The organism is Variovorax beijingensis (assembly GCF_003951285.1).
Lineage (GTDB): Bacteria > Pseudomonadota > Gammaproteobacteria > Burkholderiales > Burkholderiaceae_C > Variovorax > Variovorax beijingensis.
On record NZ_RXFQ01000025.1, the window covers coordinates 20009 to 45629 of the forward strand.

22 protein-coding genes are annotated in these 25621 nt (G+C 69.7%); 11 read left to right on the top strand and 11 right to left on the bottom strand.

Going from position 1 to position 25621, the window contains the following annotated elements:
- Positions 1 to 27 precede the first annotated feature (27 nt).
- Both EJO66_RS29205 and EJO66_RS29210 read right to left on the bottom strand, forming a co-directional pair.
- A complete protein-coding gene (locus EJO66_RS29205) occupies positions 28 to 468 on the bottom strand; it encodes an NUDIX hydrolase (RefSeq protein ID WP_125966844.1) in 441 nt (146 codons plus the stop codon).
- A 56-nt stretch (positions 469 to 524) separates the two neighbouring features.
- Positions 525 to 1421, bottom strand: coding sequence for a LysR substrate-binding domain-containing protein (locus EJO66_RS29210; RefSeq protein ID WP_223262404.1), 897 nt, complete (start codon positions 1419 to 1421; stop codon positions 525 to 527).
- 161 nt (positions 1422 to 1582) lie between these two features.
- On the opposite strand from EJO66_RS29210, the gene EJO66_RS29215 reads away from it, so the two are divergent.
- From EJO66_RS29215 to pyrF, 4 genes are all read left to right on the top strand, one after another.
- Positions 1583 to 2554, top strand: a complete 972-nt coding sequence (locus tag EJO66_RS29215) for a Bug family tripartite tricarboxylate transporter substrate binding protein (protein ID WP_125966845.1) — start codon at positions 1583 to 1585, stop codon at positions 2552 to 2554.
- 40 nt (positions 2555 to 2594) lie between these two features.
- Positions 2595 to 3710 carry a DSD1 family PLP-dependent enzyme gene (locus tag EJO66_RS29220; RefSeq protein WP_125966846.1) on the top strand — a complete coding sequence of 372 codons (1116 nt, stop codon included), beginning with the start codon at positions 2595 to 2597 and terminating at the stop codon, positions 3708 to 3710.
- Positions 3711 to 3732: 22 nt separating this feature from the next.
- Complete coding sequence (locus EJO66_RS29225; protein WP_125966847.1) at positions 3733 to 5184, top strand: N-acyl-D-amino-acid deacylase family protein; 1452 nt, start codon at positions 3733 to 3735, stop codon at positions 5182 to 5184.
- Positions 5185 to 5276: 92 nt separating this feature from the next.
- Positions 5277 to 5975 (top strand): orotidine-5'-phosphate decarboxylase, encoded by a 699-nt coding sequence (gene pyrF / locus EJO66_RS29230; protein WP_124960832.1) that lies wholly within the window; start codon positions 5277 to 5279, stop codon positions 5973 to 5975.
- Positions 5976 to 5997: 22 nt separating this feature from the next.
- Here pyrF and EJO66_RS29235 read toward each other — a convergent pair whose 3' ends face one another.
- The 9 genes from EJO66_RS29235 to EJO66_RS29275 all read right to left on the bottom strand — a co-directional run bounded on the left by EJO66_RS29235 (position 5998) and on the right by EJO66_RS29275 (position 16935).
- Positions 5998 to 7002: a MerR family transcriptional regulator gene (locus EJO66_RS29235; RefSeq protein WP_124960833.1), complete on the bottom strand. Its 1005-nt coding sequence runs from the start codon at positions 7000 to 7002 to the stop codon at positions 5998 to 6000.
- 89 nt (positions 7003 to 7091) lie between these two features.
- Positions 7092 to 8570: an NAD-dependent succinate-semialdehyde dehydrogenase gene (locus EJO66_RS29240; RefSeq protein ID WP_125966848.1), complete on the bottom strand. Its 1479-nt coding sequence runs from the start codon at positions 8568 to 8570 to the stop codon at positions 7092 to 7094.
- A 30-nt stretch (positions 8571 to 8600) separates the two neighbouring features.
- A complete protein-coding gene (locus EJO66_RS29245) occupies positions 8601 to 9689 on the bottom strand; it encodes a tartrate dehydrogenase (RefSeq protein WP_124960835.1) in 1089 nt (362 codons plus the stop codon).
- On the bottom strand, positions 9686 to 11341 hold the full coding sequence (locus EJO66_RS29250; RefSeq protein WP_125966849.1) for an ABC transporter ATP-binding protein: 1656 nt from the start codon (positions 11339 to 11341) through the stop codon (positions 9686 to 9688). The genes EJO66_RS29245 and EJO66_RS29250 overlap by 4 nt, the downstream gene beginning before the upstream one ends.
- Entirely contained in the window at positions 11341 to 12246 is a 906-nt protein-coding gene (locus EJO66_RS29255; RefSeq protein ID WP_124960837.1) for an ABC transporter permease, read from the bottom strand. The genes EJO66_RS29250 and EJO66_RS29255 overlap by 1 nt, the downstream gene beginning before the upstream one ends.
- Positions 12247 to 12256: 10 nt before the next feature.
- On the bottom strand, positions 12257 to 13213 hold the full coding sequence (locus EJO66_RS29260) for an ABC transporter permease (protein ID WP_124960838.1): 957 nt from the start codon (positions 13211 to 13213) through the stop codon (positions 12257 to 12259).
- 22 nt (positions 13214 to 13235) lie between these two features.
- A complete protein-coding gene (locus tag EJO66_RS29265) occupies positions 13236 to 14858 on the bottom strand; it encodes an ABC transporter substrate-binding protein (RefSeq protein WP_124960839.1) in 1623 nt (540 codons plus the stop codon).
- A gap of 83 nt (positions 14859 to 14941) precedes the next feature.
- Positions 14942 to 16234, bottom strand: a complete 1293-nt coding sequence (locus EJO66_RS29270; protein ID WP_125966850.1) for an NAD(P)/FAD-dependent oxidoreductase — start codon at positions 16232 to 16234, stop codon at positions 14942 to 14944.
- A 35-nt stretch (positions 16235 to 16269) separates the two neighbouring features.
- On the bottom strand, positions 16270 to 16935 hold the full coding sequence (locus EJO66_RS29275) for a haloacid dehalogenase type II (RefSeq protein WP_124960841.1): 666 nt from the start codon (positions 16933 to 16935) through the stop codon (positions 16270 to 16272).
- A 501-nt stretch (positions 16936 to 17436) separates the two neighbouring features.
- Here EJO66_RS29275 and EJO66_RS29280 point away from each other — a divergent pair.
- From EJO66_RS29280 to EJO66_RS29310, 7 genes are all read left to right on the top strand, one after another.
- Positions 17437 to 18315, top strand: a complete 879-nt coding sequence (locus EJO66_RS29280; protein WP_124960842.1) for a GNAT family N-acetyltransferase — start codon at positions 17437 to 17439, stop codon at positions 18313 to 18315.
- Between the two features lie 9 nt (positions 18316 to 18324).
- Positions 18325 to 19257 (top strand): 2-hydroxyacid dehydrogenase, encoded by a 933-nt coding sequence (locus EJO66_RS29285; protein WP_125966851.1) that lies wholly within the window; start codon positions 18325 to 18327, stop codon positions 19255 to 19257.
- A 64-nt stretch (positions 19258 to 19321) separates the two neighbouring features.
- The gene (locus tag EJO66_RS29290; RefSeq protein ID WP_223262405.1) at positions 19322 to 19681 is read left to right on the top strand and encodes a DUF2946 family protein; all 360 of its coding nucleotides are present in this window, start codon (positions 19322 to 19324) and stop codon (positions 19679 to 19681) included.
- A 129-nt stretch (positions 19682 to 19810) separates the two neighbouring features.
- Positions 19811 to 21979: a TonB-dependent siderophore receptor gene (locus EJO66_RS29295; protein ID WP_125966852.1), complete on the top strand. Its 2169-nt coding sequence runs from the start codon at positions 19811 to 19813 to the stop codon at positions 21977 to 21979.
- Positions 21980 to 21998: 19 nt separating this feature from the next.
- Positions 21999 to 22766, top strand: a complete 768-nt coding sequence (locus EJO66_RS29300; protein WP_125966853.1) for an ABC transporter ATP-binding protein — start codon at positions 21999 to 22001, stop codon at positions 22764 to 22766.
- The gene (locus EJO66_RS29305) at positions 22763 to 24190 is read left to right on the top strand and encodes an ABC transporter permease (RefSeq protein ID WP_125966854.1); all 1428 of its coding nucleotides are present in this window, start codon (positions 22763 to 22765) and stop codon (positions 24188 to 24190) included. Before EJO66_RS29300 ends, EJO66_RS29305 begins: the two co-directional genes overlap by 4 nt.
- Entirely contained in the window at positions 24187 to 25545 is a 1359-nt protein-coding gene (locus EJO66_RS29310; protein ID WP_125966855.1) for an ABC transporter permease, read from the top strand. Before EJO66_RS29305 ends, EJO66_RS29310 begins: the two co-directional genes overlap by 4 nt.
- The last annotated feature ends 76 nt before the right edge of the window (positions 25546 to 25621 follow it).

Below are 25621 nucleotides of genomic sequence, written 5' to 3' on the forward strand. Positions count from 1 at the left end.
GCGGGGCTCATCAAGGTACAAACGGTCTCAGGTGTCCCTCGTCGTTCCGAAGCCGGGCAGCGTCCGAAGCACCGCCGTCATCGACTTTGCGGCAAGCGCCGGTACGTCTGCGGTGTCCACCCACTTGAACTGGTCCACCTCGGGCGTCATCGCGCCTGAAGCGTGGTGAGGAAAGAAGCTCGTGCACTTGCACGCCGCAATGTCGCAGTCGCGCGTGTGCACGAAGGCACGGAACAGGTGCAGGTCCTTGGCCGGACGGTAAGGCATGCGCCCGAGCTCCTCCATCGAATCCGCGGCCAGCTCGATGCCCGTCTCTTCCCGAACCTCGCGGATGGCCGCCTCGCGCGCGGACTCGCCTGCTTCTGCGCCGCCCTTGGGGATGTCCCAGTGCTTCTGGCCCGTCGCGTGCGCCATGAGAAGCTGGCCTTGCTCGTTGACGATGAGCACGCCATAGGAGGTGGTTTTCATGGTCAGGCGATTGTCGGCAGGCGGAGGCATGTGCGCCACATCCGCCGCGCCCGTCCTCAGGTGTCGCTCGCCTGCGCCAGCAGCCACTCCCTGAAGACCTGCAGCGACTGCATCTGCGCAGACTCTTCCGGGTAGACGAGGTAGTAACCCTTGGCGTAGCGCCATTTGCGGCGCGACAGCCGCCGCAGGCGCCCCGAAGCCGTCGCGTCGTCGCTCATGTAGGGCGGCAGCAGCGCCACGCCCATGCCGGCAACAGCGGCGTTCAGGGCCATGGACATGATGTCGTAGCGCGGCCCCTCGCGTCCTGCCTGGGCCGCGATGCCCTCGCGCGCGAACCATTCGTCCCATGCGCCGGGCAGGGTTTGATGGTGGATCAAGGCCGAGCGCGGCGTGTTCGCATCGACGGCCGCGCCGTGGGCGGCGATCCATGCGGGGGCCGCGTAGGGAGAGAGAATCAGCGGCAGCACGAACTCGCTGTGCAGGCCCGGACGCTGGCCATCGCCGAACTCCAGCGATGCATCGACCGGCGTGGCGCTGAAATCCACCGGCCCCACGCGCGTGCCGAGGTTGAGCGTGATTTCTCCATGCTCGCGCGTGAACGCAGGCAGGCGCGGAATCAGCCAGTAGCTGCCGATCGACGCACCGACCGACAGCGACAACTCGCCCCCGCGGCCCTTGAGCGCCATGACGTTGGCCGTGGCACGTTCCAGCCGCTGCAGCAACGGCGCGACTTCGCCCAGGTAGTAGCGGCCCGCGTCCGTCAGGGCCAGGGCCTCGCGCCGCCGCGTGAAGAGCTTGACGCGAAGACGCTCTTCCAGCGTCTGGACCTGTCGGCTCACCGCACCCTGCGTGAGGCGCAGTTCCTGCGCGGCGGCGGTGAAGGAGCGCAGGCGCGCGCTGGCTTCCAGGCACATCAGGGACATCGTCGACGGAGCGCGGACGTGATGGTTCATGAGAAAAGAGCAGGTATGGTGCGTGTGCACGTTGATGCTTCCTTTGCGCACCGGCCTCGTGCATGAGAAAAGCTCATGCTAAACCCATAAAACATGGCTTGTCCAACCAGGCCTGCAAACGGATCATGGCGTTACCGATTCTTCATTGCCGGAGTTCTGCCATGCGTCCACGTGCCTTGCTGTGTGCCCTCGTTCTCGCCGCGGTGGCGGTGGTTTCGATGCCGGTCCTCGCGGCCTACCCCGACAAGGCGATCCGCCTGATCGTGCCCTCGGCCCCGGGCGGCGCGCCCGACGCGCTGATGCGCGCACTGGGCGCGCAGCTGTCGCAGCAGATGGGCGTGCCCATCGTGATCGACAACAAGCCCGGTGGCTCGTACACCATCGGCACCATGGACCTCGTCCATTCGGCGCCGGACGGCTACACGCTGGCCTACGGCAACATCGTCTCGCTGGCCACCAACCGGTCGCTGCTGCCCAACGTGCCGTATGACGTCGAGAAAGACCTGACGCTGGTCGCCAACACGCTGCGCCTGTCCAACCTGCTGATCGTCAACAACGACCTGCCGGTGAAGAGCGTGCCCGAGCTGATCGCCTATGCGAAGAAGAACCCGGGCAAGCTGGCCTTCGCATCCGACGGCAACGGCACCACCGCGCACCTGGGCGTCGAGCTCTTCAAATCCATGACCGGCACCGACATGCTGCACGTGCCCTACAAGGCCGCGACGGCGGCCATCACCGACCTGATCGGCGGCGGCGTGCAGCTCATGATGGTCAACACGCCGGTGTCCGGCCCGCAGGCCCAGGCGGGCAAGGTGAGGGCGCTGGGCATCTCTTCCCGCCAGCGCTCACCGACCTATCCGGACATTCCCACCATTGCCGAAGCCGGCGTGCCGGGCTTCGAGGTGGAGGCCTGGGGCGGCATCATCGGGCCGGCCCGCATGCCCAGGGAGGTGGTGGAGCGGCTCAATGCCGAGATCCGCAGCGCGCTGGCCAACCCGGCGTTGCGCGAGCGCTTCAGGCTGCTCGGTGCCGAGACCGATTTCGGAACCTCGGAGCAGTTCCTCGCACTCTCGCGCCGCGAAACGCTCAAGTGGGCCAGGATCATCAAGGACTCGGGCGCGAAGATCGATTGAAAACGCCGGCGCCCATCGCTCCAACCAACCTCGCTGACTCATGCCCCCCTGGAAAGCCGCAAGGCCTGGCGATCACATCCACGCCATCGACACGCCCGCGCTCGTGCTCGACCTCGATGCATTCGAACGCAACCTCGCGCGCATGGCCGAGGCGCTGCGCGGCAGCGGCGTGCGCCTGCGCGCCCATGCCAAGTGCCACAAGACGCCGGAAATCGCCCTGCGCCAGGTGGCCATGGGTGCCGCCGGCATCTGTTGCCAGAAGGTCAGCGAGGCGGCGGTGTTCGTGGCGGCAGGCATCGCCGACGTGCTGGTCACCAACCAGGTGATGGGCGAGACCAAGCTGCGCCATCTGGCCGCGCTGGCCCGCCGCGCGCGCATGGGCGTGCTGGTCGACCACCCCGAGCAGGTGCAGGCGCTGGCCGCCGTGACGCAGGCAGAGGGCGTGACGCTGGATGTCTATGTCGAGGTCAACGTCGGTGCCAACCGCTGCGGCGTGGCCCCCGGCGAAGAAGCCGTGCGGCTTGCGCAGCAGGTCGCGGCCAGCCCGCCGCTGCGCTTCATGGGCCTGCACTGCTACCACGGACCGGCCCAGCACCTGCGCGCGCCGCAGGACCGCGCCGCGGCCATCGCCGGAGCGGCGCAGGCCGCGCGAGCGACCCGCGCGGCCATCGAGGCCTGCGGCATTGCCGTCGAGCGCGTGACGGGGGCGGGCACCGGCAGCTTCCTGCACGAGCGCGACTCCGGCGTCTTCAACGAAGTCCAGGCTGGCTCCTATGTCTTCATGGACCGCGACTACGGCGACAACCAGCGCGGCGAGAACGACATCGCGTTCGAGCATGCCCTGTTCGTGCGCACCACCGTCATGAGCCGCGCCGCGCCCGAGCGCGCCGTGGTCGACGCCGGCCTCAAGGCTTCCAGCGTGGATTCGGGCATGCCCATCGTGTGGCAGCGCAGCGAGCTGCGCTACGTGAAAGCCTCCGACGAGCATGGCGTGCTGGCCACGGCCGATGCCGCCGCGGTTTCCCTGGGCGAGCCGCTGATGCTGGTGCCCGGCCATTGCGATCCCACCGTCAATCTTTACGACGACCTGGTCTGCGTGCGCGGCGAGCGGGTGGAGGCCCTGTGGCCGATCGCCGCGCGCGGCGCGCTGCTTTGACCCCTTTCACCCAAGGTATCCGATGCAGGAAAAATTCGACCTTCTGATCCGCAACGCCAGCATTGTCGATGGCACCGGCGCGCCCCGCTTCACCGGCGACATCGGCATTCGCGGCGACCGCATCGCCCGCATCGGCGATCTGTCCGCAGCACACGGCGAGGTGGAGATCGATCGGGCAGGGCGCATTGCGGCGCCAGGCTTCATCGACGCGCACACCCATGACGACCGCCTCATGCTGTCCGCCCCCGACATGGCGCCCAAGGTGAGCCAGGGCATCACCACCGTGATCGCGGGCAACTGCGGCATCTCGCTGGCCCCGATGCCGGGCGGCATCACGCAGCCGGTCACGCCGCCGTTGAACCTGCTCGACGAGGAAGGCGGCTGGTTCTCCTTTCCCACGTTCGCCTCGTACATCGAGGAGCTGCGCGCCAAGCCCGCGGCCACCAATTGCGCGCTGCTCGTCGGCCACACCACCCTGCGCGTCGCAACGCTGGACGATCTGGGCCTGCCGGCCACCGGCGAGCAGATCGCCCGCATGCGCGCGCTGGTGCAGGAAGCACTCGAGGCCGGCGCCATCGGCGTTTCCACCGGTCTCTACTACGAACCGGCGGTCGCGGCGCCCACCGAGGAAGTGATTGAGACCTGCCGCCCGCTGAGGGCGTTCAACGGCGTGTATTGCACCCACATGCGCAACGAGGCGGACCAGGTGATCGATTCGCTGGAGGAAACCTTCCGTGTCGGCCGGGAAGTCGGCGTGCAGGTGGTGATTTCGCACATGAAGGTGGTGGGGCCGGCGAACCACGGCCGCTCGCAGGAGGCGCTGTCCTTCATCGAGAAGAACATGGCCACCCAGCCCATCTGCCTGGACTGCTATCCCTACACGGCCGGCTCGACCATCCTCTCGTCCGACCGCGCCGCGACCTCGTCGCGCGTGATCGTGAGCTGGTCGAAACCCATGCCCGAGCATGCAGGCCAGGACCTGGACGCGATCGCGAAAAAACTGGGCGTCAGCCAGGACGAAGCCATCCGCCAGCTCAGCCCGGCCGGCGGCATCTACTTCAGGCTGGACGAGGCCGACGTGCAGCGCATCCTGAAGTTCGACAACACCATGATCGGCTCCGACGGCCTGCCGCACGATGCGGCCCCGCATCCGCGGCTGTGGGGCAGCTTTCCGCGCGTGCTGGGGCACTACGGGCGCCTGCTCGGGCTGTTCCCGCTGGAAACCGCCATCTACAAGATGACCGAACTGACGGCAAAGAACTTCGGCCTGAAGGACCGCGGCGTGCTGAAGGAAGGCGCATACGCCGACCTGGCCCTGTTCGACGCCGACACCGTGGACGAGGCCGCCACCTATGAAGCGCCCATGGCCCCGGCCCGTGGCATCGAGGCGGTGATCGTCAATGGCGCGATCGTGTGGCGCGACGGCGGGTCGACGGGCGCGCGGCCGGGGCGGGTGCTGGCGCGCGAGCTGTGAAAGTCGGGTGCCCCAGGTGATAGGCTGCGCAGTTGTGCCAACTCGGCAACGTCCCCAGTGAAGGGAGGCTGCCTTGCAGACGAGGTAACCGCTTGGACAGTCGCATCATCGTGTCGCTCGACTTCGCCACCGCTGCAGCGGCAGCAGGCCTCGTGCGGCAATTGGGCGCCGAAGCGACGTTCTACAAGGTCGGCCTGCAGTTGCTGACCGCGGCCGGACCTTCGGTCGTCCGCGAGCTCGTGGCGGGAGGCAAGCGTGTCTTCCTGGACCTCAAGCTGCTGGAGATCCCGAGTTCGGTCGCGGCCGCGGTGACCGCAGCGGGGCAAGTCGGTGCCTCGATGGTGACGGTCCATGCCTCGGGCGGTTCGGCGGTGCTTCGGTCCGCGGTCGAGGCCGCGCGCCGCTTTCCCGAGCTGAAGGTGCTCGCGCTCACCGTCATCACCAGCATGGACGACGAAGACCTGCGCGAAGTGGGCGTGGGCTCGACGGTGGCCGAGCAGGTGCTGCGCCTTGCGCGGCTTGCCGCTGCCGCGGGATGCAACGGCGTCGTCGCCTCGCCGCGGGAAGCGCGGCTGCTTCGCGAGATGCTGCCACCGGGCATGGTGATCGTCACGCCCGGCATACAGCTGGCCGGAGACTCGGAGAAGAGCGACCATGCGCGCTTCACCACGGCGGCGCAGGCCATCGACGCGGGCGCGACGCATGTGGTGGTCGGCCGCCCGATAGCGCGCGCGCCGAATCCCGCGGATGCCTTTGCTGCCATGCGCGCGCAGTTGTCGGCGCTGCGGTGACAGGGCCTGCTTCGGTGCGTGCTCAGGCCGCCTGCCGCCACGCGACAACCCCCGCCGTTCGCGCCCGCACCTGCGGCGACGCCAGGCACGTGGCAACAGCCTCGTAGCCCGGCGCGCCAGGGCAGGGCACGACGAGGCTCGGCGGGCTGTGGTTCGCGGGACACAGGATGATCGCCTCGTCCGGCCCGACGGCTGACAGGTCGAGGATCGCGCAGGAGCGCGTGAGCATGAAGATCGGGCGCGCGTCCGGCCCCCGGCGGCGCAGCCGGGCGATCAGCGCCTCCTGGGTGGCCGGGTCCAGGCCGTGCTCGATCAGGTCCACGACCAGGGCATCCGGCCCTTCCGCTTCCAGCCCGGCCAGAAGTGCAATCAGCGCGTCCGATGGCGTCGCGCCGTCCTCCACGAGCCAGGCCAGCGCGCGGTCGACCCGGGGCCCGGACGCAGCGGCGCTGCCCTCCGCCCGCCGGTCCAGCCCGAGCCAGGCGGCATTGGGCAGCGTCTCGGCAATGCGCTGCGCCAGCCGGGTCTTGCCGCTGCCGAGCGGCCCGACGATGTAGTTGAGCGGCCGGATGTCGCGAAGCTCGAAGCGCTCCCCGCCCCAGGGCCACGGCAGGTCGAAGGCAAGGCGCACTTCGCCGGCGGGTGCCAGCAGGCCCGCGAGCTCGCCGATGCTCGGCGTGCGGCCTTGCGCAACGCCGCTTCGCAAGCCGCGGACCCTGTCGACCGTGTGCATGAGCTGGCGAAGCTGCGCCTCCAGGGCCGTCTGGTGCGCGGCCAACGCCTGCTCCAGGCCTTCAGGGTTGCCCGCGAGCACCCGTGCCACCTGGGCCAGGCTGAAGCCGAGCGCGCGAAGCGCGACGATCTCGCCTGCGCGCGCCATCTCCGCCGGGCCGTAGGCCCGCCATCCCGCCGCGGTCCGGCCGGGCTCGACCAGGCCGCGCTGCTCGTACAGCCGCAAGGCCTTGGCCGAAACGCCGAGCCGCCTCGCGGCTTCGGATGGATTCAGGTGCGGGGCGGGAGATCGCATGAGGTGTTCCTTTCGATGGATCTTCCCCTTTTAGAGGATGCCCCTGGGGCCGGGTCAAGCCCGAATGCCGAAAAGGCGCGATCGCCGCCTCAAAGCCCGCCCTGGCACAGGTACTTGGTGTGCATGTAGTCGTCGAGCCCGTGTACCGAGCCTTCGCGCCCGTAGCCCGACTCCTTCACGCCGCCGAAGGGCGCGGCCTCGGCGGCCAGCGCGCCTTCGTTGATGCCCACGATGCCGGATTCGAGCGCCTCGGCCACGCGCCAGATGCGGCGCACGTCGGTCGAGTAGAAGTAGGCGGCCAGGCCGAAGGGCGTGTCGTTGGCGGCGGCGATCACCTCGGCCTCGGTCTCGAAGCGCGTGACCGGCACCACGGGCCCGAAAGTCTCTTCGCAGCTGCAGTCCATGCCCGCATCGGCGTTCACGAGCACGGTCGGCGCGTAGTAGTTGGGGCCGTCGCAGCGCGCGGAGCGCAGCCGTTCGCCGCCCACCACGATGCGCGCGCCCCGGGCCACGGCGTCGCGCACGTGGCGCTCGATCTTGTCGACCGCGCGTGCGTTGATCATCGGGCCGATCTGCGAGTCGGGCTCCGTCGCCGGGCCGACCTTGAGCGCACCGACCCGCGCGGCCAGCTTGTCGACGAAGGCGTCGTGCACCCTGGCCTGCACGAACACGCGGTTCGGGCACACGCAGGTCTGCCCGCCGTTGCGGAACTTGGCCGCCATCAAACCCTCGACCGCGGCATCGACGTCGGCATCCTCGAACACGATGAACGGCGCATTGCCGCCGAGCTCGAGCGACAGCTTCTTGAGGGTTTCGGCCGAGGCGCGCGCCAGGTGCTTGCCGACCGGCGTGGAGCCGGTGAAGCTGATCTTGCGCACCCGCGCATCGGCCAGCCACACGTCGACCACCTCGGGCGTGCGTTCGCGCGACGCCGTGACGATGTTGAGCACGCCTGCGGGAACGCCGGCCTCCTGCGCGAGCCGGACGAGCGCGAGCGAGGTCAGCGGCGTGTCCTCGGCCGGCTTGCACACCACGGTGCAGCCCGCGGCCAGCGCGGGCGCGATCTTGCGCGCGATCATCGCGGCCGGAAAGTTCCACGGCGTGATCGCGGCGACCACGCCCACGGGCTCCTTCAGCGCGAGCATGCGCCGGCCCGTGACGGGTGCGGGAATCACGTCGCCGTTGGCGCGCGTGGCTTCTTCGCCGAACCATTCGACATAGCTTGCCGCATAGGCGACCTCGCCGCGGCCCTCGGCCAGCGGCTTGCCCTGTTCGCGCGAGATGAGGCGGCCCAGGTCTTCCTGGTGCGCGAGCATCAGGTCGTTCCAGCGCTTGAGGATCTGCGCGCGCTGCTTGGCCGGCACGGCGCGCCAGGCGGGGAAGGCGGCATGTGCGGCGTTCACTGCGGCGCGCGCGTCGGCGGCGGTGCCGTCGGGCACGCTCGCGAAGACGCCGTCGGTGGCGGGGTCGGTCACGTCGAGGCGGCGGCCGTCGCCGGCTTCGCGCCAGTCGGCGCCGATGAGCTGTTGGCCGGGCAGCAGGTCCTGGCGTTCGAGGGTCAGTGTCATGGTCGAAAAGGTCTTGGATGAATGGAGAGGTCAGGCGGCGGCGACGCGTTCGGCAATGGCCATGCCCAGTTCGGTGGTCGAGGCCGTGCCGCCCAGGTCGCGCGTGCGCGGCCCGTCGCGCAGCACCGCCTCGATCGCGCCGAGGATGGTGTCGTGCGCGGCGCGGCCTGCGCCCTGGCCCTGCGTGAGGAAATCCAGCATCAGCGCACCCGACCAGATCATGGCGATCGGGTTGGCGATGTTCTGGCCGTAGATGTCGGGCGCCGAGCCGTGCACCGGCTCGAACAGCGACGGAAACTTGCGCTCGGGGTTGAGGTTGGCCGAGGGCGCGAGGCCAATGGTGCCGGTGGTGGCCGGGCCGAGGTCGGAGAGGATGTCGCCGAACAGGTTGCTCGCCACCACCACGTCGAAGCGCGTGGGCTGCAGCACGAAGCGCGCCGACAGGATGTCGATGTGCTGCTTGTCGATGGTCACGCCAGGATAGTCGCGGCCGATGGCGTCGGCGCGGCCGTCCCACCAGGGCATGCTGATCGCGATGCCGTTGCTCTTGGTGGCCACCGTGAGGTGCCTGCGCTTGCGCGACCGGGCGAGCTCGCAGGCGTACTTGAGCACGCGGTCGGTGCCATGGCGCGAGAACACCGATTCCTGGATCACGATCTCGCGCTCGGTGCCCTCGTACATCACGCCGCCGAGCGAGGTGTATTCGCCCTCGGTGTTCTCGCGCACCACCAGGTAGTCGATGTCGCCGGGCTTGCGGCCGGCCAGCGGGCAGGGCACGCCTTCGAACAGGCGCACCGGGCGCAGGTTGATGTACTGGTCGAACTCGCGGCGGAACTTCAGCAGCGATCCCCAGAGCGAGACGTGGTCGGGTACGGTCTCGGGCCAGCCGACGGCGCCGAAATAGAGCGCGTCCACGCCGCGCAGCTGCTCCTTCCAGTCGTCCGGCATCATCTGGCCGTGCTCGGCGTGGTAGTCGCAGCTGGCCCAGTCGATGGTGCGGCAGTCGAGCTCGAAGCCGAAGCGCTCGGCGGCGGCCAGCACCACGCGCAGGCCCTCGGGCATCACTTCCTTGCCGATGCCGTCGCCGGCGATCAGTGCGATGCGGAATGTGGGGGTCATGCGAGTGCTTCCCTGGTTGATGGCGTGGCTGCCGCGGCTGCTGCTGCGCGGTCCATGTCGTCGAGCCAGCCCTGGCGCAGCTCGGGCACGGAACGCGCCAGCAGGTCGTAGTAGGGATGGTGCGGCCCGCGTTCGTAGTCGGCGCGCGCCACCTGCGAGAGCTTGCGGCCGTGCTGCATCACCACGATCTCGTCGCACACCGAGCGCACCGTGTGCAGGTCGTGGCTGATGAAGAGATAGGACACGCCCAGCTCGCGCCGCAGCTCGGCCATAAGGTCGAGCACCGCCGCGGCCACCACGGTGTCCAGCGCCGAGGTCACTTCGTCGCACAGGATGAGGGCGGGCTCGGCCGCCAGTGCGCGCGCCAGGTTCACGCGCTGCTTCTGCCCGCCCGAGAGCCCGCCCGGCAGGCGGTCGGCCACCGTGCGCGGCAGCTTCACCAGGTCGAGCAGCTCGAAGATGCGCTGCTTGAGCGGCTCGCCGTGCAGGCCCTTGTAGAACTGCAGCGGCCGCGCCAGGATGCGCCAGATGGTCTGCGAAGGGTTGAGCGCCGTGTCGGCCATCTGGAACACGATCTGGATGCGCCGCAGCTGCTCGCGCTCGCGCTGCTGCAGCGTGGGCGCGAGCGCGTGCCCGTCGAACGTGACGCTGCCGTGGCAGGGCTTGAGCAGGCCGGCGACGGCCCGCGCCAGCGTGGTCTTGCCCGAGCCCGATTCGCCGATCACGCCGATGGCCTGGCCGCGGTAGAGCTTGAGGTTGATGTCCTCCAGAATGAGCTTGGCCGGCCGGCCCTTGGCGTCCACCGCGCCGTAGCCGCATGAAAGCTCCTGCACGTCGAGCAGCAGCGCGGAATCGCCCGAGGCCTGGCCCGATGCGCGCACCGCGGGCCGCGCGGCCGCCAGCAGGCACTTGGTGTAGTCGTCGGCCGGGGCCGAGAGGATCTGCCCGGTGGCGTTGAGCTCGCTCATCCTGCCGTTGCGCAGCACCAGGATGTGGTCGGCCATCTGGGCCACCACGGCCAGGTCGTGGCTCACGTACACGGCGGTGGCGCGGCGCTCGCGCACCACGCGGCGGAAGGCGCGCAGCACCTCGATCTGCGTGGTCACGTCGAGCGCGGTGGTGGGCTCGTCGAGAATCACGAGCTCGGGGTCGCCGATCAGCGCCATCGCCGCCATCAGCCGCTGCAGCTGGCCGCCGGAGACCTGGTGCGGATAGCGCGCGCCGATGTTCTCCGGATCGGGCAGCGCCAGCTCGCGGAACAGCTGCACCGCCTTGGCCTCGGCCTCGGCCCGCTTGCACAGGCCGTGGATGGCCGTGGGCTCGACCACCTGGTCCATGATCGTGCGCGAAGGGTTGAAGGAGGCGGCCGCGCTCTGCGCGATGTAGGAGACCGTGCGGCCGCGCAGCCCGCGTTGCCGCGCCGCATCGAGCGCCAGCACGTCGGTGTCGCCGATCTGCACCCGGCCGGCCGAGATGCGGCAGCCGCTGCGTGCATAGCCCATCAGCGCGAGCGCGGTGGTGGTCTTGCCGGAACCCGATTCGCCGATCAGCGCAAGCACTTCGCCGGGCTGCACCGAGAAGCTCAGGTTGTCGACCAGCGTGTTCGCGCCGGCACAGATGCTCAGGCCCTGGACTGTGAGTGGTGCGCCCATCAGCGTGCTCCTCTTTCGCGCGCGGCGCGGCCGGGCAGGTTGTCGATGACGAGATTGACCGCGATGGTCAGGCTCGCGATGGCCAGCGCCGGCACGATCACCGAGGCGCCGCCCATGGCGAGCGCACCGATGTTCTCGCGCACCAGCGAGCCCCAGTCGGCCGCCGGCGGCTGGATGCCCAGGCCCAGGAAGCTCAGGCTCGCCAGCAGCAGCACGACGTAGACGAAGCGCAGGCCCAGGTCGGCCAGCATCGGGCCCAGGATGTTGGGCAGGATCTCGCGCAGCATGATGTAGAGCGTGCCCTCGCCGCGCGTGCGCGCCACGGTCACGTAGTCGAGCGCGTTGATGTTGACGGCCAGCGAGCGCGCCATGCGGTAGGCGCCCGGCACGTAGATGATGGCCGCCGTGACCACCAGCATCGGCACCGAGGAGCCGAAGCCCGCCACCATGATGAGCGCGAACATCTTGCTCGGGATTGCCGTGAGCGTGTCCAGGCCGCGGCTGAGCACCGCGTCGATCCAGCGGCCGCTGGCGGCGGCCAAGAGCGCCAGCACGGTGCCGGTGCCGCTGGCCAGCAGCGTGGCCAGCAATGCCACGCCGACCGTGTAGCGCGCGCCCTCGATGATCAGCGCCAGCATGTCGCGGCCGAGGTAGTCGGTGCCCAGCCAGTGCTTTGCGCTGACCGGCGCGAAGACGTTCGAGGTGCCCATGGCCGCTGCGCTGTGCGAGAGCAGCCAGGGGCCGAGCAGCGTCGCGAGCAGCCAGAACAGCAGCACCGCCAGGCCAAGCAGGCCGGAGGGGCCGAAGCCGGCGAGCCAGCGCAGCGGACCGGCCCGGCGCTCTTGCGGCACTGGTGCCGGCAAGGCCGTGGCGCTCACGGCCGTTGGAGAGGTGGACGTTTCCATGAAGCTTCCTTCAGCGGTGCCGCAGCCGCGGGTTGGCGAGAATGCCGCAGACGTCGGCCGTCGTCACCAGGATCAGGTAGGCGCAGCAGAAGATCATGGCGCAGGTCTGCACCAGCGGCATGTCGCGCTGCGAGACGCCGTCGACCATCAGCTTGGCGATGCCCGGATAGTTGAAGATGGTCTCGACGATGATCACGCCGCCCAGCAGGTACGACAGGCTCAGCGCCACCGCGTTGGCAATCGGCCCCACCGCGTTGGGCAGCGCATGTGCCAGCACCATGCGCATCGGCGAGGCGCCCTTGAGCCGAACCATCTCGATGTAGGGCGCCTCCAGCTGGTCGATCACCGCGGCGCGTGTCATGCGCATCATCTGCGCGACGATCACGCAGCACAGCACCAGCACCGGCAAGGCGAAGGCGCGCAGCAGCTGGCCCAGCGACTCGATGTCGTTGACGAAGGACAGCGCCGGCAGCCATCGCAGCTGCACCGCGAACACCAGCACCGCCAGCGTGGCGACCAGGAACTCCGGCACCGACACCACGCCCACGGCCGTCGTCGAGGCTGCGCGGTCGAACCACGAGCCGCGCCACACCGCCGAGGCGATGCCCAGCGCCAGTGCGATCGGGACCGAGAAGAGGGCCGTGACGGCGGCCAGCAGCAGCGAGTTGGGCAGGCGGCTCGCGACCAGCTCGGACACCGGCATCTGCGTGGTCGCCGAGCGGCCGAGGTCGCCCTTCGCCATGCCGAGCAGCCACTTGGCATAACGCTCGGGCGCAGGCACATCCAGGCCCATCTGCGCGCGCAGCGCGGCCACCGCCTCGGGCGTGGCGTCCTGGCCGAGCTGTTCCTGCGCGGCATCGCCCGGCAGCACCGCGGTGATCGAGAACACGACCACCGAGACCGCCAGCAGCGATACGAGCGCCAGCGCGATGCGCTGGGCCAGGAGTTTCAGGATGACATGGTTCATGAAGGATCTTCCGATGCGCGGATCAGCCTTCGAGCCAGACGTTCTCGGCGAAGTTGTAGCCCATGAGGCCGCCCAGCGGGATGGGCGACAGGCCCTTGAGCTTGGCGCTGTGGCCGTCGATGCTCGAGAGGAACAGCGGAATGCCGATGCCGGCGTCCTGGTGGATCATGGTCTGCATGTCGGCATACATCTGCTTGCGCTTGGCCAGGTCGGTCTCGGCGCGCGAGGCCACGAGCAGCTGGTCGAACTTCTCGCTCTTCCAGCGCGACTCGTTCCATGCCGCACCCGACTGGAAGAACTGCGTCAGCAGCACGTCGGCGCTCGGGCGCGGGTTGACGTTGCCGAAGCCCACATGGCTGTTGAGCCAGTGGTTCGACCAGTAGCCGTCGGCCGGCATGCGCTTGATGTCCAGCTCCAGCCCTGCGCGCTGCGCCGTCTGCTGCAGCAGCAGGGACATCTCCACCGAATAGAGCGCCGCGGGCGATGCCACCATCGGCACCTTGCCCGTGATGCCGGACTTCTGCAGGTGGAACTTCGCCTTGTCCAGGTCGAACGGGCGCTGCGGCAGGCCGGCGAAGTAGAAGCGGTTGGTCGGGTCGATGGGCTGGTCGTTGGCGACCACCGCGTAGTCCAGCGCAATGGTCTTCTTCATCTGCTCGCGGTCGAACAGGTGCTTCATGGCGAGCACGAAGTCCGGGTTGGCGCCGGGGCCCACGTCCTTGCGCATCACGAGGTCGGAGTACTGGCCCGACTGGGTCACGAAGATGCCGAAGCCGGGCGTTCCCTTCACGCGCTCCACCGACCGCGGATTGACCGAGCCGACCAGGTCCATGCCGCCCGAGAGCAGCGCGTTGACGCGCGCGCTCTCGTCGCCGATGCCCACGAACTCGATCTCGTCCAGGTAGGGCTTGCCGGGCTTCCAGTAGGCGTCATTGCGCACCATCAGCGAGCGCACGCCGGGCTTGAACTCCTTGAGCTTGTAGGGGCCGGTGCCGATGCCGGCGTTGAAGTCGGTGGTGCCTTCCTTGACGATGTGGAAGTGGAAGGTGCCCAGGATCACCGGCAGGTCGGCGTTCGGTGCGCCGAGCACGAAGGTCACTTCGTTCGGGCCGGTCGCCTTGGCGCTTTCGATCTGGTCGGCAAGGATCTTGGCCTTGGAGGCGGTGGCCGGGTCCTTGTGGCGCATCACCGAGAACACCACGTCGGCGGGCGCGAGCGCCTTGCCGTCGTGGAAGACCACGCCCTTGCGCAAGGTGAAGACCCAGGTCTTGGCGTCCTTGGTGTTGAAGGATTCGGCCAGTGCGGGCTGCGGCGTGAGGCTGCGGTCCAGCGTGGTCAGGCCGTTGTAGACCATGTTGCAGCGCGAGTAGTCGGTCTGGTTCGACTGCTTGGCCGGATCGAGCGTGTCGGTCGCCGCCGCGGTCGCGCCCGCCACCCGGATGCGGCCGCCGCGCCGCGGCGTCTGCGCATGCGCGGACACCGCCATGCCCGCCAGGCTGCCGGCGAGCGTGGCCTGCATGCCGCCGGCCATCAGCATTGCCAGGATGTCGCGCCGCGATGCACCGCGTTTCAGCGAATCCATCACGCGAAGGCTTTCGCCGGGACCGACGAGGTTTTCGAACCTCTTGTTGCTGCTGTCGCTCATGGTGGGTACTCCTGTGGGGCGGGTGGCTGATGAGGGTTGAAGAACAAACAAACACGGAACGAATACGGCGCACTCGCGGGCGCTCAGGCCAGCTTGTCCTTGAGCGAGTAGTAAAGGCCCACCGCCGGCAGGAACCAGGGCGGACCGAAGTGGCCGGGAATGGCGGGCCAGTCGCGGCCCTGCCAGGGGTTGGCGCCGGCGTCGCCGTCCATCACGGCGGCCATGCGCTCGCCCATGTGAATCGACATCTGCGTGCCGTGGCCGCTGTAGCCCATCGCGTAGTAGAGGCCGTCGCGCTCGCCGGCATGGGGCAGGCGGTCCTGCGTCATGTCGACCAATCCGCCCCAGCAATAATCGAGCCGCACGGCGCCGAGCTGCGGAAAGGTTTCAGCGAGCCCGGTACGCAGGATCTCGCCGCTCGCGGCATCGGCCTGCGGGCTGGAGACCGAGAAGCGCGCGCGGCCGCCGAACACCAGCCGGTGGTCGGGCGTGAGCCGGAAGTAGTGGTGGATGTTGGCCACCGTCGTGTAGGTGCGCCGGGCCGCGAGCAGCGCCTGCGCGCGCTCGGCGCCGAGCGGCTCCGTGACGACGATGAAGCTGCCGATCGGCACGATGCGCCGGCGCAGCCAGCCGAAGCTGCCGTAGCCGCCATGCCGCGTGGCACCGGTGGCCAGCAGCACCTGCTGCGCCGTGAGGATGCCGCCCGCGGTGTGCAGCCGGTGCGCATGGCCCTGGCCCAGGCGCTCGATGCGGCTCACCATGGTGCCGGTGTGGATCTGTGCGCCATGCCGCTGCGCGGCCGCGGCCAGGCCCTGGGCGAAGCGGCCCATGTGCATCTGGCCGCTGCGCCTGTAGAGCAGGCCGCCGTGGAAGCGCTCGCTCTGCACCTCGCTGCGCACTTGTGCTGCGTCGAGGATCTCGACATCGGTGTCCACGCCGTCGGCGAGCAGGCGCTCGGCGCTGCGTTCGAGTGCGGCCATCTGGTGCGCACGCGTGGCGAGCTTGAGCTTGCCGTGGCGCATGAAGTCGCAGTCGATGGCTTCGTCGCGCACCAGCCGCGCCACGGTGTCGACCGCGTCGTCGTAGGCGCGGTACCAGGCGCGGGCCTTGTCGATGCCGACCCTGGCGGCCACGTCGGCGTAGTCCACCGCGAGCCCGTTGTTCACGTGCCCGCCGTTGCGGCCCGAGGCCTCGGCCGCCACGCGGGCGCCGGCCTCCAGCACCGCGACGCGGGCACCGCGCTTCGCCAGCGCCAGCGCCGCCGACAGGCCGGTGAAGCCGCCGCCCACCACCGCAACGTCGACCTGCGCCGGCAGTGCATGCACTGCGGGAGCGAAGGCCGGCGCGGAATCGGTCCAGTAGGAGTCGAGCTTCATGGCAGGGAGCGGTTGAATGCGTGAAAGAAGAAAGATCAGAGGCCGACGACGCCCGGCAGGCCGCCGATGTCCTGGATCTCGGTGTAGCGGTAGGCCGGGTTGCCCGGGCCGTGGCCGCGGTTCACGAACACCTTGTTGACGATGCCGATGTCGTCGGCCGACATCAGGTCGTAGCGCAGGCTGGACGACACGTGCAGCACGTCCTCGGGATTGCAGCCGAGCGAGTCGAGCATGTATTCGAAGGCTTGCAGCCGCGGCTTGTAGGCCTGCGCCTGCTGCGCGGTGTAGACGCGGTGGAAGGGCGCGCCGAGCATGGCCACGTTCTTCTGGATCTGGTCGTCCGAGGCGTTCGAGAGGATGACCAGCGGGATTTCCTTGGCCACCTTGGCCAGGCCCGCGGCCACGTCGTCATGCGGGCCCCAGGTGGGCACGGCGTCGTAGTACGCCTGGCCGTCGCTGTCGAAGTACTGGATCTTCCATTTCTTGCACAGGCGGCGCACCGCGTTCTTCAGCACCACCTCGTAGGGCTGCCAGGCGCCCAGCACTTCGTCGAAACGGTAGGCGGTGAAATCGGCGACGAACTGCGCCATCTGCTCGGGCCGGATGCGGTCGGCGAAGAGGTCGGTGGTCAGCTCCTTCATGCGGAACCGGGTGAGGGTGCCGTAGCAGTCGAAGGTCACGTACTTGGGACGGAAGGTCATGGTCTCGAATCCTCTGTGAAGGGTGGCAATTGCGACAAACTCATTACGAAGCGATTGCAGCACGCCGTCGCTCGACGCATGTAGGGAAAAACGGCGCCTGGCGAAACGAAGCTGCGGTTTGCGGGGGCGCCGACGGCATGCCGTGCGGTGTGCCCTGCGTGCGTGCGGCCATGCACCTCGGTGCGCCGCTGCGAAGCCCGCGGGCACGCTTTTGAAGCGAAGCCTGGCTCCGGCCATCTGGCGTTCCGGATCCTTGCCGACGGGTGTTTCGCAGATTGAAGGCTTGCATGGCGGGGGTCGTGAAAAGTGGCGGTCGATCCTAGGCAGGTTGGCACAGCATTTGTGTGCGTATGCGGCCGCGCCGCCGCAGCGAATTGCGAAACCGGGGTGTGCTGCAACCGAAGCTTGCAAGTTGCGAAAGAGGCCCGTTTCGCTCTGGTGCGGCGCGGCAATGTCGTCCAAGATGGATGCGCCATTTCGCCGCAACAGAGAGTTTTCCCTATGCCTGAACCCACTTCGAACGCACCCGCCATGGATGGCGTGGTGCTCAGGCCGATGACGGCCGCCGATCTTCCACAAGCGCATGCGCTCTCGGCCGAACTGCGCTGGCCGCACCGTCCCGCAGACTGGGAGCAGATGTTCTCGCATGCCGACGGCATTGCGGTCGAGCGCGACGGCCAGATCATTGCCACCGGCCTGCGCTGGCGCTGGGGCCAGCACCACGCCACCATCGGACTGGTGATCGTCACGCCCGCCTGCCAGGGCCGCCGCATCGGACATCGCCTGATGAGCGCACTGCTCGATGGGCTCGAGGACCGCACGGTGCTCTTGCATGCCACCGCGGAAGGAAGGGGGCTCTATGAACGGCTCGGTTTTGTGCGCACCGGCGAGATGCGGCAGCACCAGGGCATTGCGCAGCCCGCGCCGTTGGTTGCACTGGAGCCCGGCTGGCGGCTGCGGCCGGCCGGCCTGAACGAGTTGCCCGCGCTGCAGGCACTCGACGCGGCAGCGCGAGGCATGCCGCGCGATGCGCTGGTCGCCGAGCTGCTGCAAAGCGCCGATGCCTGCGTGGTGCTCGACCACGACAACGAGCCGAAGGGTTTTGCCATGCTGCGGCGCTTCGGCCGCGGCCATTCGATCGGCCCGGTGGTCGCGCCCGACGCCGAGGGCGCGAAGGCGTTGATCGCGCACCTTGCGGGCTTGAACGCCGGCCACTTCACGCGCATCGACATCGACTTCGACAGCGGCCTGGCCGAGTGGATCGAGAGCATCGGCCTGCTGCGCGTGGATGCGCCGACGACGATGGTGCGCGGTGAGCCGCTTGCCGTTGCGGCGCAGGGGCCGTCGCTGTTTGCCATCGTTACCCAGGCCGTCGGCTAGGCCCTGGCCATGAAGACCACCTTCCTCTACAAGTCCGACCCCGTACGCGGCCGCCAATGGGCCGAAGTGTTCGGGCCCCGACGCCCCGACATCGACTTCCGAATCTGGCCCGACGTCGGTGATCCGGCGCAGGTGCGCTTTCTCGCGGCCTGGGTGCCGCCGGAGAATCTTGCCGAGCGCTTTCCCAATCTCGAGGTCCTGTTCTCATCGGGCGCAGGTGTCGACCAGTTCGACTTCGCGGCGCTGCCGCCCGGGTTGCCGGTGGTGCGCATGGTCGAGCCCGGCATCGTGCAGGGCATGGTCGAGTATGTGACGCATGCCGTGCTCGGCCTGCACCGCGACATGCCGCAGTACCGCCGCCAGCAGCAGGAAGGCCGGTGGCAGCCGCTGCCGGTACGCCCCGCAAGCGAGCGGCGCGTGGGTGTTCTGGGGCTGGGCTCGCTCGGCCAGGCCGTGCTCGCGCAGCTGGTCTCATTGGGTTTCGACTGCGCGGGCTGGAGCCGCTCGCGGCATGAGGTCGATGGCGTGCAATGCCATGCGGGCAGCGACGAGCTTCCCGCGTTCTTGGCGCGCACCGACGTCCTCGTGTGCCTGCTGCCGCTCACCGATTCGACGCGCGGCTTTCTCGATGCGAAGCTGTTCTCGATGCTGCCCATGGGCGCAGGGCTGGTGCACGTGGGCCGCGGGCCGCACCTGGTCGAACATGACTTCCTCGAAGCGCTCGCCAGCGGCCGCATCGGCGATGCGGTGCTCGACGTGACCGACCCCGAGCCGCTGCCGCCCGCGCATGCCTTCTGGTGCCATCCGCGCATCCAGCTCACGCCGCACATCGCGAGCATGACGCAGCCGCTGAGCGCCGCCGAAGCCGTGCTCGACAACCTGCGCCGCTTCGAGGCCGGCGAGCCGATGGCCGGGCTCGTGGATCGCGCGCGGGGCTATTGAACTGCCCTGGCCGCGATGGGGAAGGGCGGCCCCAAGGGTATGATCCCGGCCCTCCACTCCCGCCATGTTCCTGCGCCGCGCACTGACCCGACTCCTGCTGCTGGCCGTGTTCTTCAACACGGTCATCGGCATGCCCTTGCACGAAGCCGTGCATCTGCAGGAAGCGGGAGCCGCGGTGGCGGCACTGCCGGCCGCGCAAGCGAACGGGGATGCCGATGCCGCGGAGCATGGCCAGGAAGCTGATGGCGCGTGCGCCTGGTGCCTGGCCTACGCACACCTGGGTGCGGCACTGAGCTCGCCGCCGGCCGCGCAGGCGCTGCCGGTGCGCGCCGGTCTTCCAGGGCCGCAAGCACTGCCGCCCTTCGTTCCCAGCCCCGGCCGTTGGCCTTTCGCCTCGCGCGACCCACCTCGACTCCTGGCCTGAAGGCCGCCCTTGCGGCGGCAACTTCGCTCGCGCCGCAGCCTCGTTCTGCGGCCTGAAGTCATGCGCCATGCGGTGCCGGCCCTTGCCGGGTTCGCCGCTGCGCCCCTTTTTGCCTTGCCGAGTCTCCTCATGATTTCCATCCAATGCCCGAGGGCCAGCGCGCCTCTTCCTCTTCGTCTTCCTCTGGCGCTCGCGGTCGCGGCGATGATCGCCGGTCCTGCAATCGCCCAGTCTTCCGGGGCCAGCCCCGTTGAGGCCGCCCAGCTGTCCACGGTCGAAGTGGTCGGCCGCACCGAGTCGGGCGCCTACCATTCGGAAGAAGCCGCGGGCGCCAAGACCGAACTGCCGCTGCGCGAGCTGCCGCAGTCGGTACGCATCGTCACGCGCCAGGCCATCGACGACCTGGGCGCGACCAAGCTCGATGATGTGCTCGACTACGTCGGCGGCGTCTCGCGCCAGAACAACTTCGGCGGCCTTTGGGACAACATCGCCATCCGCGGTTTGCCCGGCAACGAGAGCACCGGCATGGCGACGCTGCTGAACGGCTTCTCCTCGAACCGCGGCTTCAACGCGCCGCGCGACCTCGCGGGCGTCGAGCGCATCGAATTCCTCAAGGGGACGGCCGCCGCGCTCTACGGCAGCAGCGAGCCCGGCGGCACGCTCAACATCGTGTCCAAGCGGCCGCTCTGGCAGGCCGCGCATTCGGTCGAAGGGTACGCCGGCAGCCACGGCCTGAAGCGCGGTGCCTTCGACAGCACCGGCCCCATCGGCGAGAACCTCGCCTACCGGCTCAACGTCGCGGTGGAAGACCGCGACAGCTTCCGCGACCATGTAAGCGCCAGGCGCGAGGTGATCGCCCCCGCCTTCACCTGGAAGCTGGGCCGCGACACGATGCTGGAGTACGCCGGCGAGGTGCTGCGCCACAGGACGCCGCTGGACCGCGGCGTGGTCGCGGTGAACAACTGGCTGGGCGCGATTCCGCGCAGCCGCTTTCTTGGCGAGCCCGCCGATGGCGACATCACCGTCGACAACCAGACCCACCAGTTCGTCCTCTCGCACGAATGGAACACTGACTGGCGCAGCCGCGTGGGCCTGTCCTACCGAGAGACCTCGATCAACGGCTTTGCCACCGAAGCGGCCGCACTGCAGGCCAGTGGCAACCTGACGCGCCAGCGGCGCTTCCGCGACTTCGACTCCAGCGACACCGCCGTGCAGGCCGAGCTCCAGGGCAAGGTCCGCACGGGCGCCATCGAGCACGAGCTGCTGTTCGGCGTGGAGAGCTTCCGCTTCAGGATGGATTCGCTGATGCTGCGGGCCAACCCCAGCGCCGCGCGGCCCTATGCCATCAACATCTACAACCCGGTGTACGGCCAGCTCCAGCCCACGCCGCTGGCAAACATCGATACGCTGGAGCGCCAGCGGGGCACCGCGTTCTACGTGCAGGACGCCGTCAGGCTCGCGCCCGAATGGCGGCTGGTGGCCGGTGTGCGCGTGGACACCTACCGCCAGTCGCTGCTGAACCGCCGCACAGGCATCACGGCCGACCAGGATCCGTCGGCGACCTCGCCGCGCATCGGCCTGAGCTGGCTGCCGACGTCGCAGTGGACCTTCTATGCGAACGCGGGCCGCTCCTTCCGTCCCAACGTGGGTTCCGACTTTGCGGCCGCCAGCTTTGCGCCGGAGACCGGCCGCGCGCTGGAACTCGGCACCAAGTGGGAGAGCGCGGACCAGCGCATCGGCGCCACCGCCGCGCTGTTCGACATCCGCAAGCGCAACGTGCTGACCGCCGACCCGGTGAACACCGGCTACTCGGTCTCCGCGGGCGAGATCCGCAGCCGCGGCCTCGAACTCGACTTCGCGGGCCAGGTCACGAAGAACTGGCGCGTCAACGCGAGCCTGGTGCTCAACGACGTGGAGATCGCGAAGGACAACAGCCTGGAGGTCGGCGGGCGACTGCTCAACGTGCCCAGGGTCAACGGCAGCGTGCTCGCGGTCTACGAGGATGCCTTTGCCAGCGGCCAGCGCTACGGCATCGGCGGCGGCATCACGCACATGGGCAAGCGCCTGGGCCAGGCCCGTACGCAGGCCGAGGCCGATGCCGGCACGCCTGCGTTCGACCTGCCGGCCTACACCACCGCCAAGCTGGTCGCGTACTGGCGCGTCAACCCCAAGCTGCGCCTGACGCTCGACGTCGACAACCTGTTCGACACCACCTACTACACGAGCTCCTACAGCCGCGTGTGGGTGACGCCGGGCAGCGGGCGCAGCGTCACCGTCGGCCTGCAGGCCAGGTTCTGAACGCGAGCGGATGCCCCTCATGACCCCGACCGACCTGCCATTGCCGCCGCATGCCGCGGCCGCCCCCCACCCCGCCCTCGAAGCCCACGGCGTCGTTGCCGGCTACGGCGCGCGCACCATCCTGCATGGGCTGGACCTCACGGTCCGCGCCGGCGAGATCTACGCGCTGCTGGGCGCCAACGGCGCGGGCAAGACCACCACGCTGAGCCTGTTCCTGGGCTTCGTGCAGCCCGCGAGCGGCCGCGTGCGCGTGAACGGCGCCGATCCCGTGGCCGACCCGACGGCCGCGCGACGCCAGCTCGCCTACATCCCGGAGAACGTGGCGCTCTACGAACACCTGAGCGCGCGCGAGAACGTGGCCTACCTGCTGCACCTCGCGGGCCAGCCCGCCGGTGCGCAGGCCATCGACGAGGCGCTGTCGGCCGCCGGCCTGGATGCCGCGGCGCACGAGCGGCGCGTCGCCGGGTTTTCCAAGGGCATGCGCCAGAAGGTGTCGATCGCCCTGGCGCTGGCGCGCCGCGTGCCGGCGCTGCTGCTCGACGAACCCACCTCGGGCCTGGACCCGCAGGCCACCACCGAGTTCAGCCGCATCCTCGGACTGCTGCGGGCGCAGGGCGTGGCCGTGCTCATGGTGACGCACGACCTGCTCGGCGCCGCCGACGTGGCCGATCGCATCGGCTTCATCGAAGCGGGGCGGTTGATCGAGGAAGTCGCCGCCGAGGGCGCGGAGCGCTTCGACGTGCGCGCACTGCACCGGCGCTACGCGGGCCAGGAGGTTGCCTTATGAGCGCCGCACTGCGCATCGCGCGCGAGGAATGGCGCCTGCTGCGGCGCGACCACGTCGCGGTACTGGGCCTGGCGCTGCTGCTGCTGCTGACGGCCGTCGCCGCCTTCACGGCCTGGGAGCAGCGCCGCACGACAGATGCCGAACGTTCGCGCCACCAGGCGCAGGTGGATCACGAGTTCGAGGCCCAGCCCGACCGGCACCCGCACCGCATGGTGCACTACGGGCATTTCGTGTTCCGGCCGCTGAACCCGCTGGCGGCCTTCGATTCGGGCGTGGACGCCTACACGGGCCACACGCTCTTCCTCGAGGGGCATCGGCAGAACAGCGCCAATTTCGGCGATGTGCGGCAGTCGTCGCTGCTGCTGCGCTTCGGCCAGCTCACGCCGGCGTTCGTGCTGCAGGTGCTGGCACCGCTGCTGCTCGTCTTCATCGGCCATGCGGCGCTGGCGCGGGAGCGCGAATCGGGCACCTTGCGCGTGCTGCTCGCCCAGGGCGTCCGGCCGTGGCAGATCGTGGCGGGCAAGGTACTGGCCCTGGGCGGCGTGGCGGCGGCGGCGTTGCTGCCGGCGCTGCTGGCGCTCTTCTGGATCGGCGCCACGACACCGGCGCCTGCCAGTCTCGCCGCCGCGCTGGCGGCGGGCTACGGCCTGTGGCTGCTGATCTGGGCCGTCGGCATCGTCGGCCTGTCGGCATGGTTCGCGCGCGGGCGCGACGCGCTCGTGGCGTTGCTCGCGATCTGGGCGATCGGCGTCGTGCTCGTGCCGCGCCTGGCGCCCGAACTCGCGGCCTCGGCGCTGGCGCTGTCCACGCGCCTGGAGACCGACATTGCGGTGGCGCACGACCTGGCCGCGCTGGGCGACAGCCACGATCCCGACGACCCCTACTTCGCCGGCTTCAGGAAGAAGGTGCTCGCGCAGTACGGCGTCGCTCGCGTGGAGGACCTTCCCGTCAACTACAAGGGGCTGCTGGGCATGGAAGGCGAGCGGCTCACCAGCGCGCTCTTCGAGCGCTACGCCGGCGCCGGCTTCGAGCGCCAGGCCGCACAGCTGCGCCTCGTCGATGGCGCCGCGCTGCTGAGCCCGGTGATCGCGCTGCGCCGCCTCTCGATGGCCGCGGCGGGCACCGACCTGCAGAACTACCGCCGCTTCGTCGAGCAGGCCGAGCGCCACCGCTACCGCCTGGTGCAGACGCTCAACCGGCTGCAGGCCGAGAAGCTCAGCTTCGCCGGCGACCGCTCCAGCCGCGACAGCCGCATCGGCCATGACCACTGGCACGGCGTTGCCGACTTCCGCTACGAGGCCGCGGCGCCTGCCGAGGCGCTGCGCCGCGCGGCGCCTGCCGCGGGTGTGCTGCTGCTCTGGCTGGCGGCCCTCGCAGGCCTCCTGGCACTGGCCACGCGCCGTCTGGGAAGGATCGCGCGATGAGCTGGCTCGCCCACGAATGGCGCCTGCTGGTGCGATCGAGGCTGGCGGTCGCTGCGCTGGCGCTGCTGCTGGCGCTGTCAGCCCTGGCCGTGCTTTCGGGCATGCGCGAGGTGGCCCGCCAGCAGCAGACCATCGCGCGCCTGGCTGCGCTGCAGCAGCAGGACCTGGCTGCGCAGGCGCGCAAGTACGCGCAGGGCGGCGACGCCGGCTCCGCCGCGTACTACACCTTCCACGGCACCTGGGATGCGCCGTCCCCGGCCGCGTTCCTCGCGCTCGGCCTGCGTGACGCCGCGCCCTACGTGCTGCGCGTGCGCGCACTGGCGCTGCAGGCCCAACTGCACGAAGGCGAGAGCTTCAATCCCGAGCTGGCGCTGGCCGGACGCTTCGATTTCGCCTTCGTGCTGGTGTACCTGGCGCCGCTGTTCCTGATCGCGCTGCTGCACGACCTGGTCTCGAGCGAGCGCCGTTCGGGCCGGCTGGGCACGCTGCTGGCCATGCCGGGCGCCGGCCGGCGCCTGTGGCTGCGACGCGCGGGCCTGCGGACAGCGCTGGTCTTCGGCTGCCTCGTGCTGCCGGTGCTCGCCGGTGCGCCGGGCAGCGGTAGCGCGATGGCAACCGTGGCCGCCGTCCTGTGCGCCACGGCTGCCTACCTCGCGTTCTGGAGCGGCCTGGCGCTGCTGGTCGCGACGCGAAGCGGAAGCTCCGCCGCCAATGCCATGGCCCTCATGGGCTGCTGGGCCGTGCTGACGCTCGTCCTGCCCACCATCGCCAACGCGGCGCTTGCGCGCGCCCTGCCGGTGCACCAGGGCGTGGAGCTGATGCTGGCGCAGCGCCAGGCCGTGCATGCCGCCTGGGACCTGCCGCCGCAGGCCACGATGGAGAAGTTCTTCCGCACGCACCCCGAATGGCGGCACACGGCACCGCTGCCTTCGGGCTTTCACTGGAAGTGGTACTACGCCTTCCAGCAGCTCGGCGACCAGAGCGTGGCGCCGCAGGTGGCGGCGTACCGCGAAGGCTTGCTCGCGCGCCAGCGCTGGACCTCGCGGCTGGGATGGCTGCTGCCGGGCGTCGGCGTGCAGGCCGCACTGCACCGCCAGGCCGATACCGACCTGCAGGCGCAGCTGGCCTATCAGGATCGCATCGCGGAATTCCACGCGCGGCTGCGGGCCTACTACTACCCCTACCTGTTCAACGAAGTGCGCTTCGGCTTCCGCGACTTCGCCGCCCAGCCGCGCTTCAGCCCGCCGGCCAGGTCCTCGGAGACGCCTGCGGGTCAATTGCTGGGGCTCGGGCTGATGGCTATTTTTGCCCTGGCACTGGGTGTGGCCGCCACCGGCCGGGTGCGGCCGGCGTGAAGGCAGCCATGACCTGTGCACGACGGCAGGATCTGCTGCCGCGACCCGCACAACCGCAGTCTGCTTTGTGCAAGGC